Source organism: Methyloversatilis discipulorum (assembly GCF_018780585.1).
Taxonomy (GTDB): domain Bacteria; phylum Pseudomonadota; class Gammaproteobacteria; order Burkholderiales; family Rhodocyclaceae; genus Methyloversatilis; species Methyloversatilis discipulorum_B.
The window spans coordinates 59,123-73,395 of the sequence record NZ_JADMJL010000006.1 but is presented as its reverse complement, the minus strand read 5'-3'; the positions used below and the strand labels follow the sequence as shown (position 1 = coordinate 73,395).

16 protein-coding genes are annotated in these 14,273 nt (G+C 67.0%); 5 read left to right on the top strand and 11 right to left on the bottom strand.

What is annotated here, in order from left to right:
- Positions 1–134 precede the first annotated feature (134 nt).
- Positions 135–2,138, top strand: coding sequence for a methyl-accepting chemotaxis protein (locus tag IV112_RS01825; RefSeq protein ID WP_304000732.1), 2,004 nt, complete (start codon positions 135–137; stop codon positions 2,136–2,138).
- Between the two features lie 145 nt (positions 2,139–2,283).
- Positions 2,284–2,736 (top strand): PA2169 family four-helix-bundle protein, encoded by a 453-nt coding sequence (locus IV112_RS01820; RefSeq protein ID WP_304000730.1) that lies wholly within the window; start codon positions 2,284–2,286, stop codon positions 2,734–2,736.
- A 108-nt stretch (positions 2,737–2,844) separates the two neighbouring features.
- On the opposite strand, the gene IV112_RS01815 is transcribed toward IV112_RS01820, so the two are convergent.
- The 7 genes from IV112_RS01815 to IV112_RS01785 all read right to left on the bottom strand — a co-directional run bounded on the left by IV112_RS01815 (position 2,845) and on the right by IV112_RS01785 (position 7,237).
- Positions 2,845–3,222 (bottom strand): hypothetical protein, encoded by a 378-nt coding sequence (locus IV112_RS01815; RefSeq protein ID WP_304000729.1) that lies wholly within the window; start codon positions 3,220–3,222, stop codon positions 2,845–2,847.
- 39 nt (positions 3,223–3,261) lie between these two features.
- Positions 3,262–3,756, bottom strand: coding sequence for a hypothetical protein (locus tag IV112_RS01810; protein ID WP_304000728.1), 495 nt, complete (start codon positions 3,754–3,756; stop codon positions 3,262–3,264).
- 88 nt (positions 3,757–3,844) lie between these two features.
- The gene (locus tag IV112_RS01805) at positions 3,845–4,309 is read right to left on the bottom strand and encodes a DoxX family protein (RefSeq protein ID WP_304000727.1); all 465 of its coding nucleotides are present in this window, start codon (positions 4,307–4,309) and stop codon (positions 3,845–3,847) included.
- Positions 4,306–5,103 carry an HvfC/BufC N-terminal domain-containing protein gene (locus tag IV112_RS01800; RefSeq protein WP_304000725.1) on the bottom strand — a complete coding sequence of 266 codons (798 nt, stop codon included), beginning with the start codon at positions 5,101–5,103 and terminating at the stop codon, positions 4,306–4,308. Before IV112_RS01800 ends, IV112_RS01805 begins: the two co-directional genes overlap by 4 nt.
- Positions 5,087–5,926 carry an MNIO family bufferin maturase gene (gene bufB, locus IV112_RS01795; RefSeq protein WP_304000723.1) on the bottom strand — a complete coding sequence of 280 codons (840 nt, stop codon included), beginning with the start codon at positions 5,924–5,926 and terminating at the stop codon, positions 5,087–5,089. Before bufB ends, IV112_RS01800 begins: the two co-directional genes overlap by 17 nt.
- Before the next feature lie 41 nt (positions 5,927–5,967).
- The gene (locus tag IV112_RS01790; RefSeq protein WP_304000722.1) at positions 5,968–6,234 is read right to left on the bottom strand and encodes a BufA1 family periplasmic bufferin-type metallophore; all 267 of its coding nucleotides are present in this window, start codon (positions 6,232–6,234) and stop codon (positions 5,968–5,970) included.
- A 112-nt stretch (positions 6,235–6,346) separates the two neighbouring features.
- Complete coding sequence (locus IV112_RS01785; protein ID WP_304000720.1) at positions 6,347–7,237, bottom strand: ROK family protein; 891 nt, start codon at positions 7,235–7,237, stop codon at positions 6,347–6,349.
- A gap of 60 nt (positions 7,238–7,297) precedes the next feature.
- On the opposite strand from IV112_RS01785, the gene IV112_RS01780 reads away from it, so the two are divergent.
- The 3 genes from IV112_RS01780 (at position 7,298) to IV112_RS01770 (ending at position 8,258) form a co-directional block, all read left to right on the top strand.
- A complete protein-coding gene (locus IV112_RS01780) occupies positions 7,298–7,624 on the top strand; it encodes a DUF1840 domain-containing protein (protein WP_304000719.1) in 327 nt (108 codons plus the stop codon).
- A gap of 77 nt (positions 7,625–7,701) precedes the next feature.
- Entirely contained in the window at positions 7,702–8,064 is a 363-nt protein-coding gene (locus IV112_RS01775; RefSeq protein WP_304000717.1) for an Hpt domain-containing protein, read from the top strand.
- Positions 8,061–8,258: an oxidoreductase-like domain-containing protein gene (locus IV112_RS01770; protein ID WP_019916297.1), complete on the top strand. Its 198-nt coding sequence runs from the start codon at positions 8,061–8,063 to the stop codon at positions 8,256–8,258. The genes IV112_RS01775 and IV112_RS01770 overlap by 4 nt, the downstream gene beginning before the upstream one ends.
- Positions 8,259–8,279: 21 nt before the next feature.
- Here the strand turns inward: IV112_RS01770 and IV112_RS01765 are convergent, their stop codons facing one another.
- The 4 genes from IV112_RS01765 to IV112_RS01750 are packed head-to-tail and all read right to left on the bottom strand — an operon-like array spanning position 8,280 to position 14,218.
- Positions 8,280–8,618: a P-II family nitrogen regulator gene (locus IV112_RS01765; RefSeq protein ID WP_020166229.1), complete on the bottom strand. Its 339-nt coding sequence runs from the start codon at positions 8,616–8,618 to the stop codon at positions 8,280–8,282.
- A 26-nt stretch (positions 8,619–8,644) separates the two neighbouring features.
- The gene (locus IV112_RS01760) at positions 8,645–11,746 is read right to left on the bottom strand and encodes an efflux RND transporter permease subunit (protein ID WP_304000715.1); all 3,102 of its coding nucleotides are present in this window, start codon (positions 11,744–11,746) and stop codon (positions 8,645–8,647) included.
- A 48-nt stretch (positions 11,747–11,794) separates the two neighbouring features.
- Positions 11,795–12,952, bottom strand: coding sequence for an efflux RND transporter periplasmic adaptor subunit (locus IV112_RS01755; protein WP_304000713.1), 1,158 nt, complete (start codon positions 12,950–12,952; stop codon positions 11,795–11,797).
- Positions 12,953–12,994: 42 nt separating this feature from the next.
- Positions 12,995–14,218: a TolC family protein gene (locus IV112_RS01750; RefSeq protein ID WP_020166232.1), complete on the bottom strand. Its 1,224-nt coding sequence runs from the start codon at positions 14,216–14,218 to the stop codon at positions 12,995–12,997.
- Between the last annotated feature and the right edge of the window lie 55 nt (positions 14,219–14,273).

Here is a 14,273-nt window from a genome sequence, read left to right as displayed (position 1 = left end):
GGCGAAGAAGATAGCCGGTCTGGCGCCGACCTTCCAGCCCGGCAGGAAATGGTGCATTGCGTTCACAAATTTTTCCCCTAAAGAAACTTTCTTGATCGTCGTCAACCCCTTCTCACTCAAGAACGAGGTCGATCATGAATCTGCACGCCCTGAGTCTGCGCACCAAGCTGCTGGCATCCACCGTCATCACCGTCCTGCTCTGCTTCTCGGTCACGCTGGGTGTGCTTGCCTGGCGCAGCCATCAGGCGGTGCTCGAACAGGGTCTGGCGCGCGCGGAGAGCGTGGCCGCCTCGGTCGCGCACGATGTCGGCGCCAACCTGGACGAAGCGATGGCCGTGTCGTCCACGCTGGCGCTGTCGCTCGAAGGCCTGCACTCGAAGGGCACGCCCGACCGCGATGCGGTCAGCCGTCTGCTGCGTCGCACGCTGGAGGGCCGCCCCGCACTGCTGGGCGTCTACACCGGCTGGGAAGCCAACGCCTTCGACGGACGCGACGCCGACTTCGGCGGTGCCGCCGGCCATGACGCCAGCGGTCGCTTCGTGCCCTACTGGAGCCGCAGCGGCGACAAGCTGTCGGTCGAACCGCTGGTCGATTACGACAAGCCGGGCGCCGGCGACTATTACCAGCAGCCGAAGAAGACCGGCCGCGCCTATCTCGCCGAGCCCTATGAATACGTGGTCGGCGGCCGGAAGATGCTGATCACCTCGCTGGTCAAGCCGCTGGCCGTCAATGGCCGCTTCGCCGGCATCGCCGGCGTCGACATGGCGCTCGACCGGCTGGCCGACGACCTCGGCCGCATCAAGCCCTTCGACGTCGGCACCGTTGCACTGTATGCGCCGTCCGGTCTGGTGGTCGCTCATGCCGACGCGGCCCGCATCGGCAAGCCGGCCTCCGATCTGCCGGCCGACGCGCTGGCTGCGCTGGGCGAAGGTCGCAGCCTGCAGTGGCGCGACGCCGCCGGCGTGCGTCATTTCCTGCAGCGCGTGTCGCTGAGCGACGGCGACGCCTGGTGGGGCAGCGTGGTGTCGGTGCCCGAAGACGTGATCACCGCATCGGCCAACGCACTGCGCAACACCGCCATCGTCATGGGCATCGTCAGCGTGCTGCTGACGGCCGGCGTGCTGTTCGCTCTGCTCGGTGCGATGACGCGGCCGCTGGAATCGCTGGCCGACGCGATGCAGGCGCTGGCCAGCGGCGAAGGCGATCTGACGCGCCGCCTGCCGGAAACCCGCAGCCGCGACGAACTGGGGCGTGTCGCCACCTCGGTCAATGCCTTCCTTGGCACCCTGCAGCGCATGTTCATCGAAGTGCGCGATCAGAGCCACACCCTGGTCGGCGGCATCCGCGAAGTGTCGGACGCCACCCACCACATCGCCGGCAGTTCGCGCTCGCTGGCCGGCACCACTGGCGACAACGCGGCAACGATCGAGGAAATCACCGTGTCGATCGGCCACATCGCCAGCCACGCCAACGACGCCAATGGCGTCATGCTGGACACGCACACCGCGTCGCAGCGCAGCGGCGAGGCGGTGCGCGGCATGCAGACGCATATGCGCGACATCGCCGGCAGCATGGAAACGCTGGCCGGCTCGCTGACCGGGCTGGCCGAACGATCGGTACAGATCAACGGCATCGTGCAGGTGATCCGCGAGATCGCCGACCAGACCAATCTGCTGGCGCTCAATGCGGCGATCGAAGCCGCCCGCGCCGGCGAGCAGGGCCGCGGTTTCGCCGTCGTCGCCGACGAGGTGCGCAAGCTGGCCGAACGCACCAGCAATGCCACCACCGAAATCCGCGACATGATCGCCGCCATGCACAGCGAAACCGACCGCGCGGTGGACAGCATGAACAGCACGCGCGAAGCGGTCGAGTCGGGCGTCGAGCGCGCCGCCCGCGTGGCCGAGGAGATCGGCGGCATCGAGGCCGGCATGCAGCGCGCCGCCGAACGGGTACGCGAGATCGCCGAAGCGACTCAGGAACAGTCGGCCGCCACCACCGCGCTGGCGCAGTCGGCGGAGCAGGCGTCCGAAGTGGTGCAGAACACCGACGAGGCGATCCAGCGCACCTCGGCCACGCTGTCGCAGATCGGCCGCGCCTCCGACCATCTGGGCGAACTGGTCGGACGCTTCAAGCTATAAGCCACGGTTCGGGCGGGAAGACATCCCGCCCGGGTCGGCGCAGGACTACGCTGTCCTACGCCGGACACCCACAGCCCTCATGGCAGCGCACACCTAGGATGAGGATTCGGCGGCACGTCGCCGCACTCATCACCGAGGAGACGTCATGAGCAATCGCACTGTCATCGAAGTCCTGAACACCCTGATCGAAACCTGCAAGGACGGCGAGTACGGCTTCAACGAATGCGCCGAGCACGCCCAGGCCGGACAGCTCAAGGCGCTGTTCAACAACCGCGCGCTGGAATGCCGCGCGGCCGCACTCGAACTTCAGCAGATCGTTGCCGCGTCCGGCGGCGAACCCGATACCAGCGGCACCGTGAGCGGCGCCCTGCACCGCGGCTGGGTGTCGCTGCGCAGCGCGCTGCCGGGTGACGACAACGTGGCCATGCTGAACGAGGCCGAACGCGGCGAGGACAAAGCGCTGCAGCGCTACCGCGAGGCGCTGTTCCAGCCGCTGCCGTCCGACGTGCGCATCGTGGTACAGCGCCAGCTGGCCGGCGTGCAGCGCAACCACGACCAGATCCGCCTGCTGCGCGATCAGTACCGCGCCGTCGCCTGACCGGCCGGACGCCCGTAACGCGGACCGCCTGCGGGCGGTTCCGCCCACTGCTTCTTCATCCCGTTCTGGAGCGCTCAGCGCGCAGCATCGACCGCGGCGTGGTCGTGCTCAGCGCGCCAGCATCGTCGCCAGCGCGATGACGACGAACACCAGCAGCCCGGTCCCGGCCACGGTGATGACGCGGACGCGCAACCTGAGCGCCCCGATCTCGCTCACCAGTTGCGCGTTCTGTTCGGCCAGCGTGCGGATGAGCTGGGACGAGGCGAGCGCCTCCTTCTGCAATTCCGTCACCGCCTGTTCCAGCGCAGCGATGCGTACGTCGTCGCTGGCGCCGGGCGGCGCGACCACGGATGGCTCCTCGCCCTTCTTCCGCTTCTTCGCGACACGCTCCCACAGCGCGTTGGCGCCCTGCACGACAGACGGTGCGGCGGCGATGACGTCGCCCCAGGGGACTGCCTTGACGGCGCCGAGCAGACTGATGGACATGGATGGACCTCGACGGATATCTGGAGCGTCAGCCTACGTTCACCACTTCGCCAGATCAATGCCGAAGGTGAACATGACGCCGGCGGTGCCCAGCAGCGCCACCTGCGCGCTGTAGCGGTCCACCTGGTAGCCGAGCGCCGGAATGACGGCGAAGGCCACACCATTGTGGTTGAACGGAATCTTGTCCTCGTAGCGACCGGTGTAGCCGAGCAGCGCACCGGCAGTCACCTTCACGTAAAGATTGGAACTGATCGAGTCCAGATCCCAGCGCTTGCCGGCGTAGTAGTACTCGGTCGGCTGGTCGAAGGAGTTGCGCAGGAAGGATGCGCCGGCCAGCCACTGCGACGGCGCCATGTATTCGAGACCGATCAGGCCGGGCGTGTTCTTGTGGTCCGGATCGTGGTCCCAGTGGTGGACGTAGGGACCCAGCTGCAGACTCAGCACATGGTTGCCTTCATCGGCAAGCGCCGGTGCGGCGACGATCAGACAAGCGCTGGCGAGCAGCGCATGCAGGGTATTGTTTTTCGATTGCACGATGCCTTGCCCTGGATGGAATATGGATGGGGCAGGCATGGTGCGGGTCATGTTCCCGCAAACGATGACCGCAGTGTTGCCGGATGTTTCACCGCGTCGCGCGCCAGCGGACCAGCCAGTGATCGGCGGACAGCATTCCAGGCCCGAAAGCAAGCACAGCCAGCAGGCCGGCGCCCCACCACAGATGGGACTGCACGGCGGCCGGGCACTCGAAGGCCCATAGCGCAGGATACGCCATCAGCGCCATCGCATTGACGACGGTCAGTCCGAGCGCGGCGAAGCGACCTGCCAGGCCGATGGCGAGCAGCGGCGGCAGCAGCAGTTCGCCGGCAGTGCCGAGCAGCGCGGCCAGCGCCGGCGGCAGCAGCGGCACCGAATATTCCTCGGTGAACAGGAAGAGCGTGGTGTCCCAGTCCTCGATCTTGGTCAGGCCGGCCTTGAAGAAGACCGAGGCGATATAGAGGCGCAAGGCAAGCAGCAGCAGCGGACGGCCGTAATCGGCCAGGCGGGCGAACGGCAGGGCAAAGTCGTAAAGACGAAGGACGGCATTCATGCGGGCGCTCCCGGGGTGACAGGCAGGTGCAGCCAGCCGCCGGCAAGTGCCTGCGCAATGGCCGCTGCAAGATCGAAATGCGGGTCGGTCGCGCTGGCTGCAGCCCACGCTTCGCCCACCGGCGCGTCCTCGACCAGCGCCTGCCAGAAGGCATGCGTCGCCGGTTGCAGCGCGCCGACGCGCACGCGGTAGCCTTCGCGCCAGACGACGGCGTGTTGCGGAAGATCGAGGTCGATGGTGAGCTCGCGCGCGTGCGGACCACCGGCCTCCGACGGGTGTTGCAGCCAGATGTCGGCCACCGGCCAGCGGCTGGCGTGCAGCGCGAAGCCGGGCGTCATCTGCAGGCGCAACTCCGCCAGCGCCTCGGGCGCCAGTCCGGCGAACAGCTCGCCGCCGGCCGGCCGCGCGTCGGCTGCCGTCGTTGCCACATGCACCGACCATTCGAGACGGGCGACGTCCGGCAGATAGGGCAGCGCGCGCACCGGCTCGAAGCCGTCGAGGAAGGCGGCGAAGCGGTCGCCGTAACGGTTCAGGTCGCCGTCGCGCGACGGACAGGCCGCGCGATAGCGGCGCGCCAGCGCATCGAAGTAGTCGTCGCCGGTGATCTGCCGGCAGACCGGGTAGGCCAGCCGCAGTGCCGCCGTCGCGTTGGCGATCGAGGTGGCACGATAGATCGACAGCAGCGCCTGGTTGCGACCCTCGTCGCCCGCCAGCAGCGGCAACACATCGTCCTCGCCATCGGCCGACGACAGGGCGGCGCCGAAGCGGCGCTGCACCTCACGCAGCGCGGACATGGTCGAGCTCCTGTTCGAGGCCGCCGATGCGGTCGGCCTGCGCCACCTCGGCCAGCAGCAGGTCGAGATCGGGCAGGTCGGTGTCCCACTCGATCAACGCCGGCGCGCCGACACCGCGCAGCCGCACATCGCGCAGCAGCGCCCATACGTCGTCGCAGACGCGGCTGCCGTGGGTATCGATCAGGCCGTGTTCGGTGACCGCGTGACCGGCCAGATGGATTTCGCCGACCGCGCGCATGGGCAGGCGGTCGAGTGCTTCCAGCGCATCGCCACCGAAGTTGCGCGCATTCACATAGAGATTGTTCAGATCGAGCAGCAGACCGCAGCCGGTCAGGCAGACCAGTTCCGCCAGGAAATCGGCTTCGCTCATTTCGCTGTCGCGGAACTGCACGTAGGTCGACAGGTTCTCGAGCAGCACCTGCCGCTTCAACCGGTCCTGGAGAGCGGATACGCGGCCGGCAACCAGCGCCAGCGCGTCACTGGTGTAGGGAAAGGGCAGCAGGTCGTTGTAGTGGCGACCATCGATTCGACCCCAGCACAGGTGTTCCGACACCAGCGCCGGCTCGAAGCGATCCACCAGCGCAGCCAGCCGCTCCACGTGCGCATCGCCGCCGCCGTCGGCCGACGCGAGCGCCAGACCAACGCCGTGCAGGCTCAACGGATAGCACTCGCGCGCACGCTGCAGGACCTGCAGCGCAGCACCACCGTCATGGAAGAAGTTCTCGCTGTGCACTTCGACGAAGCCCAGCGGCGGGCGTTCATCGAGCACGCGTGCATAGTGCGGCTGGCGCAGACCGATGCCGGTTGGAGATGCGATCTTCATGTCTGGAAGCCGGCGCGGCGGGCGCGCCGGCAGCGCTCCGATTACTTGCCCGGCGCCATCGTCTTGCCACCCATCTTTTCGCAGGTGCCGGCGGCGACGAACTTCCATTCGTTCGGATCGTTGTCCATCTTGGCCTGACCGGCGCAACTGTGGCTGCCGTTGGCCGAAGCGCAGTCGTTGGCGCCCTTCTTGGCGACACCGAAGCACTTCTCCTTGCCCTTGTCATCGGCGGCGAAAACCGGATTGGCGACCACGCCGAGCGCGAGGACGGAAGCGAGTGCGGCATGCAGTGCGACGGATTTGCTCATCTGTGTACTCCTCTGAAGTGACAGGCTGGAAGCCGCCTGTGGGGCTTGCACGGCAGTAGACCTGCAAGCATCGAGAACCTTACAGTGGTCTGCGAAAAATGCTGACGGTGACTCACCACAGCCAGGCGGCACCGCGCACGCCCGACGAATCGCCGTGCAGCGGCGGGCACAGCCGGGTGACGATGCGGTCGGAGAACACATGGGGCACCCACAGCCGTGGCACCTGTTCGTACAGCCGGCCGATCGAGGACAGACCGCCGCCGAGCACGATCACGTCCGGATCGAGCAGATTGATGACGCCGGCCAGCGCACGCGCCAGCCGCGCCTCGTAGCGCTGCAGCGTCGCCTCGCAGGCGGCATCTCCGGCCGCGGCGCGGGCCACGATGTGTTCCGGCGCCGCCGTCTCGCCGCTCGTCCGCAGATGGTCGGCCGCCAGCGCCGGACCGGACAGCCAGGTTTCGACGCAGCCGTGGCGGCCGCAGTAGCAGGCCGGCGTATGACCACCGGTGTCGTCGCCCGGCGGCAGCGGGTTGTGCCCCCACTCGCCGGCCACGCCGTTGGCGCCCTGCAGCACGCGGCCGTGAACCACGACGCCGCCACCGACCCCGGTACCGAGGATGACGCCGAACACGACGTCGGCACCCCGGCCGGCGCCGTCGACCGCCTCCGACAGCGCAAAGCAGTTGGCGTCGTTCGCCAGCCGCACCGCGCGACCGAGCGCCGCCTCGACGTCCTGCTTGAGGGGCTGCCCGTTGAGACAGGTCGAATTGGCGTTGCGCATGCGGCCGTCGACCGGCGACTGCGAACCCGGTGTGCCGATGCCGACGCTGGCGCGCACACCCAGTTCGTGCTCGGCCTGCGTCACCATCCCGGCGATCAGCGCGACCGTCGCCGCGTAGTCGCCGGCCGGTGTCGGCGCGCGTCGGCGCAGGCGCACCGCGCCATCGTCGCCGAGCGCGATCAGCTCGGTCTTGGTACCGCCGAGATCGACGCCTATGCGCATGGCGCCGCCACCACGTTCCGCGCGACAATGTCCTTCGTCACCCACCGAGGTCCATCGATCATGATCGTCACCTTCAAGTCATCCGCCACTGCCGACACCCTCATGTTCGGCGACAACGCAAAGCAGCTGCTGTCGCTGATGGGCAAGTCCTTCGACGCGAAGGGCATTATCACGCTGGAGCAGCTGCCCGCCGCGATCGACGCACTGAAGCAGGCGATCGTCGCCAGCCGGGAAGCGGAACGCGCACAGCCGCAGGACGACGACAACCCCGAGGACCGACCGCCGGCCATGCTGATGCCGGTGTCGCTGGCCCAGCGTGCCGCACCGCTGATCGAACAGCTCGAACGTTCGCTGAAGGCGAAACAGCCGGTGATCTGGGAAAGCTGAGGGCGCTCAAGGCGCGGCGGCGCCGGTCGTTGATGTGTGCGACACCGACTGTTACCCGACGACACCGTCCGCACACCATGCCGACCGCCACAGCACCTCCGGTACTCGACGACGCACGACTGGCCGAATTGCAGGACATGCTCGGACCGGTGATCGATGAAGTGCTGCGTGCCTGGTTGCAGGACACGCCGCGCACGCTGCAGACCGTGCACCGGGCACTGCGCGACGGCGAGCTCGGTTCCGCCATCTGCGCGGCACATGCACTGAAGGGCAGTTGCAGCAATGTGGGCGCGGCCAGCCTGTCGGCGAGCGCCCAGGCGCTGGAATGCGCGCTGCGGGAGGGTGGCGCTGATTGCAGCGCAGCAACGATCGCACTGGCGCAGCTCGATGGCGAGTACGACAATGCGGCCCGTCTCATCACCGCCCGTTTCCGCCTATGACCGAAATGCTGTCGGCCGCATCGCTCGACGAGGATGTCGCCCCCGTTCCGCCCACCATGCCGATGGACTCCGAGTGCTGCGAATCCGGTTGCGAGCGCTGCGTATGGACCGTCTATCAGGAAGAGAAGCTGGAGTACGAACGCCGCTACGCTGCCTGGCTGCAGCGGCATCCGGAAGAACGCCCGCGCCTGTGACCGGCGCGGGCGCAGGGTGGATCAGCCCTGCGGCGACCCGATGGTGGTCTTGTTGATGAATACCGCCCGGTCGATCGGCACCACCCAGACCAGACCGTCACCGGTCTGGCCGGTGCAGGCAACGCTGATGATGCGGCGCACGATGTCGTCGACCTTTTCGTCGGGCGCGACGATTTCGATGCGCACCTTGGCGGAGTAATCGGTCAGCTCCTCCTTGATGTTGTGCGGTGTGTGCTCGCTCGGCGCACCGAAGCCCTCCACCTTGCTCACCGTCATGCCCGGGAAGCCCGGCATTTCACGCAATACGGTGCGCAGTTTCGGCAGCTTGTTCGGCCTGATGATGGCGCGAATTTCCTTCATGTCGTCTCTCCGTCTTCGATGTTCGCTCAAGCTTCAAACGGCTTGTCGTCGAACCAGGTGTACAGCGCCGGTACCACCACCAGCGTGAGCAGCGTGCAGGTGATCAGACCGCCGATCACCACGATGGCCAGCGGACGCTGGACTTCGGAGCCGGGACCGGTGGCGAACAGGAAGGGCACCAGACCGAGCAGTGCAACGGTCGCCGTCATCATGACCGGCCGGAAGCGCATCTTGGCGCCCTGCACCACTGCCTGCATCAGTTCCATGCCCTCGTTGCGCAGGCCGCGGATGTAGGACACCAGCACCACGCCGTTCAGCGTCGCGATACCCCACAGCGCGATGAAACCCACCGACGCCGGCACCGACAGGTACTCGCCGCTGACGAACAGCCCGATCACGCCCCCGATCGACGCGAAGGGCAGCACGGTAATGATGAGCGTGGCGAAACGCAGCGACCCGAACAGCAGGAAGAGCAGGAAGAAGATGGCCGCCACGGTGATCGGCACGATGACCGACAGGTGGCCGAGCGCGCGCTCCATGTTCTGGAACTGGCCGCCCCACTCGAAGTAGTAGGCCTCCGGCAACTGCACCTGGTCCTTCACCTTCTGCTGCAGTTCGGCGACGAAACCACCGAGGTCGCGGTTCGCCACGTTGATGCCGATGACGATGCGACGCTTGCCGGTCTCGCGCGAGATCTGCGCCGGGCCGTCGCGCACGTCGATGGTGGCCAGGCTGGACAGCGGGATGGCTGCGCCCTCCGGCGTCGGTACCAGCATGTTGCGGATCGCCTCGATGTTGTCGCGGAAGCGCTCCGGCAGACGCACCACCGCAGCGAAGCGCCGCTCCCCCTCGAACACGTCGGTCACGTGACGGCCGCCGATGGCCGCTTCGATCAGGTCGTTCACGTCGCCCACGTTGAGGCCGTAGCGGGCGATGGTCGGCCGATCAATCTCGATGGTGAGGTACTGCTGGCCGGTCACGCGTTCGATCTTGATTTCGCTCGCGCCCTGCACGCCACGCGCAACGCGCGCGATCTCGTCGGCCTTGGCCTTCAGCAGGTCGAGGTCGTCGCCGAATATCTTCACCGCGACGTCGGCGCGCACACCGGTCACCATCTCGTCGACGCGGTCGGAAATCGGCTGCGCCATGATGATGTTCACGCCGGGCAGCGCCTTCAGCTTCTCGCGGATCTGCTCCTGGATGGTTTCCTGCGTCCAGCCTTCCGGCCATTCGTCACGCGGCTTCAGCGACACGATGGGCGTGGACTCGTTCTGCGACTGCGGATCGGCCGGCGACTCGCCGCGACCGACACCGGACACGGCGGACTTCACGCCCGGCACCTCCATCACCAGGCGCATCGCCTCGCGTTCCATGCGCAGCGATTCCTGCAGCGAAATGTTCGGCACGCGATCCATCGCGGGCACCACCGAACCTTCCTTCATCTCCGGAATGAAGGCGGTGCCGAGGAAGGGCAGCAGCAGGATGGCGCCGATGAAGGCCGCCACCGCCAGCGATACCGTCTTCTTGCTGTTGGCGACCGCCCACTCGAGCATCGGCACATACGGCTTCTTCATCATGCGGATCAGCCAGGTGTCGTGGTCGGCACCGCCCTTGAGCAGATAGCTGGACAGCACCGGCGTCAGCGTCAGCGACAGCACCAACGACACGAACAGTGCGATGGCGATGGTGTAGGCCAGCGGCGCGAACATCTTGCCTTCCATGCCCTGCAGCGTCATCAGCGGCAGGAACACCAGAATGATGATGCCGATACCGAAGATGACCGGTGTCGCCACCTCCATCACCGCCGACAGGATGACGCGGATGCGGCTTTCGCCTTCCTCCTTCGCATGGCCGAGGCGCTCGAAGGCGTTCTCGACCACCACCACCGAACCGTCCACCATCAGACCGATGGCGATGGCCAGACCGCCCAGCGACATCAGGTTGGCCGACAGCCCCAGCTGGTTCATCGCCATGAAGGTGACCAGCGGCGTCACCACCAGCGTGGCGATCACGATGACCGACGAACGCAGATCGCCGAGGAAGAGGTAGAGCACGATGACGACGAAGATGACGCCCTCGATCAGCACCTTGATCACGGTGGCCAGTGCCGCATCGACCAGTTCCGAGCGGTCGTAGTAGGGCTCGATCTTCAGGCCGCCAGGCAGCATGTTGTTGTCGTTGATGTCGGCCACTTTCTTCTTGATGTCCGACACCACGGCCTTGGCGTTGCCGCCGGCCATCATCATGACGACGCCGCCGACCGCCTCGGTGCTGCCGTTCTTGACCACCGCACCGACGCGTACCGCGTGACCGAAGACCACCTCGGCGACGTCGCGGATGAACACCGGCGTACCGTTGATCTCCTTGACGACGATGAGGCGGATGTCGTCCAGATCCTTCACCAGACCGACGCCGCGGATCAGGTACTGCTCGGCGTTCTGCGGCAGCACGCCGCCACCGGCATTGGCGTTGTTGCGCGCCAGCGCCTCGTACACATCCTTGACGGTGAGCTGGTAGTGACGCAGACGGTCCGGATTGACCAGCACCTTGTACTGCTTCTGGTAGCCGCCCTGCGAGTTGATTTCGGCCACGCCGCGGGTCGAGCGCAGCAGCGGACGCACCACCCAGTCCTGGATGGTGCGGCGCTCGGTCAGTTCCGCCTGCGTCAATTCGCGGTCGCCGTCGTCCGGGCGCACCAGCGTGTACTGATAGACCTCGCCCAGACCGGTGGACACCGGGCCGAGCACCGGCACCACGCCGGCCGGCATGCGGTCACGCACTTCGAGCAGCCGTTCCATCACCAGCTGGCGCGCGAAATAGACGTCGGTCTTGTCGGTGAACACCAGCGTGATCAGCGACAGGCCCGGCTTGTTCAGCGAGCGCATTTCGGTCAGACCGGGCAGACCGGTCATGCCGATCTCGATCGGCACGGTGATGAAGCGCTCGACCTCCTCCGGCGAACGGCCGGTGGCGTCGGTGGCGATCTGCACCTGAACGTTGGTCACGTCGGGGAAGGCATCCACCGACAGCTTGCGCGCCGCGTCGAGGCCGAAGGCCAGCAGACACAGCGCGACGACGACGATGACGAGGCGCTGTTTGAGCGCCCCGCGCACGAGGGATTCAATCATGGCGTCTCCAGTTCATCCGTTCAGCGTTGGCGCGAAGTCGTGCGGTTCTCATTCGAGTTCCTTGCGCTTGCGCTCGTTGTTCAGATGAAAGGCGCCCTCGGTCACCACCTTCGTGCCTTCGGCCACACCGCCCAGCACCGGCCGCATGGTGCCGATGGCGGGGCCGAGCGCGACTTCGGTCAGCTTGAACTGCTGCGGACCGACCTCGACGAACAGGTAGTCCTTGTTGTTCTCGCGCACGATGGCGGTGTCGGGCACGACCAGACGCGCGGTCGGCCGCCCCTGGATCAGCACCGTCGCCAGCATCGCCGGCTTCAGCGAGCGGTCGCTGTTGTCCAGTTCGCTGCGCACCATGATGGTCCGCGTCATCGGATTGACGGTGTCGGCAATGAAGATGAGCTTGGCCGTCAGCTGCTGGCCGAGCGCCGGGATTTCGACCTGGATGGTCTGGCCCGGCCGCACCGCGGCAGCCTGCTGTTCCGGCACTTCGGCCTCGACCCAGACGCGCGACAGGTCGGCCACCGTAAACATGACCTCGCTCGGCTGCACCACCTGCCCCTGGGCGACCAGGCGCTCGACCACGGTGCCGGCCATCGTCGCCACCACCGGCGACACCGAATTGATGGCCCCGGTCGACGTGAGCTTCTCCAGCGACTTCGACGACACGCCGAGCACGCGCAGCTGGTCGGCGGCGGCGCGCATTTCGGCGCGCGAAATCGACAGTTCGCTCTCGCGGCGCTGCAGTTCGGCGCTGCCGATCACGTCGGCTGCGAACAGCTGCTGCGCGCGCTCGACATTGCGTTCGTTCAGCTGCGCCTGCGCGCGCGCCTTCATGTAGGCGAGCTGGGCGGCACCCAGCTCGGTGCTGTTGAGCACCGCCAGCGTGTCGCCCACCTTCACCTGCTGGCCCAGCATGGCGGTCAGTTCGGTCACACGGCCGGTCACCGTGGCGCCGATGCGGGTCACCCGCTGCTCGTCGAAATCGACCTGACCGGCCACGCGCAGCGTGTCCGACAGCTCCATGCGGCTGACCGTGCCGAGCTTGATGATGTTGCCGAGGTTGTCACCGGCCTGGACCAGATTGGGGTCGACCGGCGCCGCAGCGGCCGTCGGTGTCGCGGTATCGGATTCTTCGGAGCAGGCGCCGAGCAGAAGGGAAGCGCCGAGCAGTCCGGCGCACAGCAGGGGGCGTTGGATAAGTTTCATAGCGGATCGGAATGTGGATGAATTCGTTGTGCGTGAGCCGGCTCAGCGCAGGGCGCCAAGGCGTTCGATTTCGGCGACGGCATTGATCAGTTCGTAGCGGGCGCTGATCAGCTCGTTGCGGACGGCGCGGAAGGTGCGCTGCGCATCCAGCACTTCGAGGATGCCGCGCTCACCGAACTTGTAAGCCGCCTCGGCCACCTTCAACGCGGCTTCGGCCTGGCGCACGATGCCGCTCTCCAGTGCCGACACCTGAGTGCGCGACAGGTCGTACTGCCGGTAGGCGGCATCGAGCTGCTGCTGCAGTTCGAACATGCGCCCTTCGAGCGCCATGCGATTGCGTTCGCCGATCGCGCTGGCCTGCGCGATCTGGCCCTGGCGGCGGTCGAACAGCGGAATGCTCACGGCGACGCCGATGCGGTTGGCTTCGTATTCCGGATCCTGGTCGCGGCCGAGCTTGAACGACAGTTCCGGCATGCGGCGCAGCTTTTCCAGTTCGATCTGCTCCTTCGCGCGCTCGATCTCGGCGCGCAGGCGGGCGATCTCCGGATTGCGCGTCAGCATGTCCTCGCGCAGCTTTTCCAGCGGCGGCAGCTCGACGTCGTTCACCAGATCGCCCTGCAGTTCGTAGTCGATCGGCAGCACGCCGCCGACCAGTCCGCGCAGTCGCGCCTTGGACTGCGCAATGCGCAGCTCGGCCGCGTCGGCGTTCTTCTGCGCGCTCAGCAGCTCGGTATCGGCGCGGATCAGTTCGTAGCGCGGTGCTTCCCCGGTATTGACCCGCACCTCGACACGGTTGCGGATGGCCTTGGCCAGTTCGAGGTCCTCGCGTGCGGCGCCCAGCTCGCGCTCGTGGCGGATGACTGCGTAGAAGCTCTGCTTCAGGCGGGTCAGCAGATCCACCTCGTATGCCTGGGCGCCGGACATGGCGGACGTGATGCCCGCTTCGGCCACGCGCAGGCGGGCGTCGCGCTGCGACGGGTAGTCGAAGCGCTGCGACAGCGTGATCGAACCGAGCGAACCCGGTGCCAGATTGGGACCGCGCGAATTGCGGTCGCCGCCCATCACTTCGAGTTCCGGATTCGGATAGGCGCGGGCGGTCAAGGTGTCGGCGCGGCTGACATCAACGTCGGCGCGCGCGGCGCCGAGCGATGCGTTGGACTGCAGGGCCAGCGTCTGCAGCTGGCCCAGTGTGTAGCGCTCGGCGGCCCCTGCCGCGTGCGCACACAGGCCGAGGGCGGCCAGAAGGGCGATGGCTTTTGTTTTCATGAGTCTGATGCCCTGACGGGAACGATGAAACAGGCGAACACGCCTGCGCGCACGG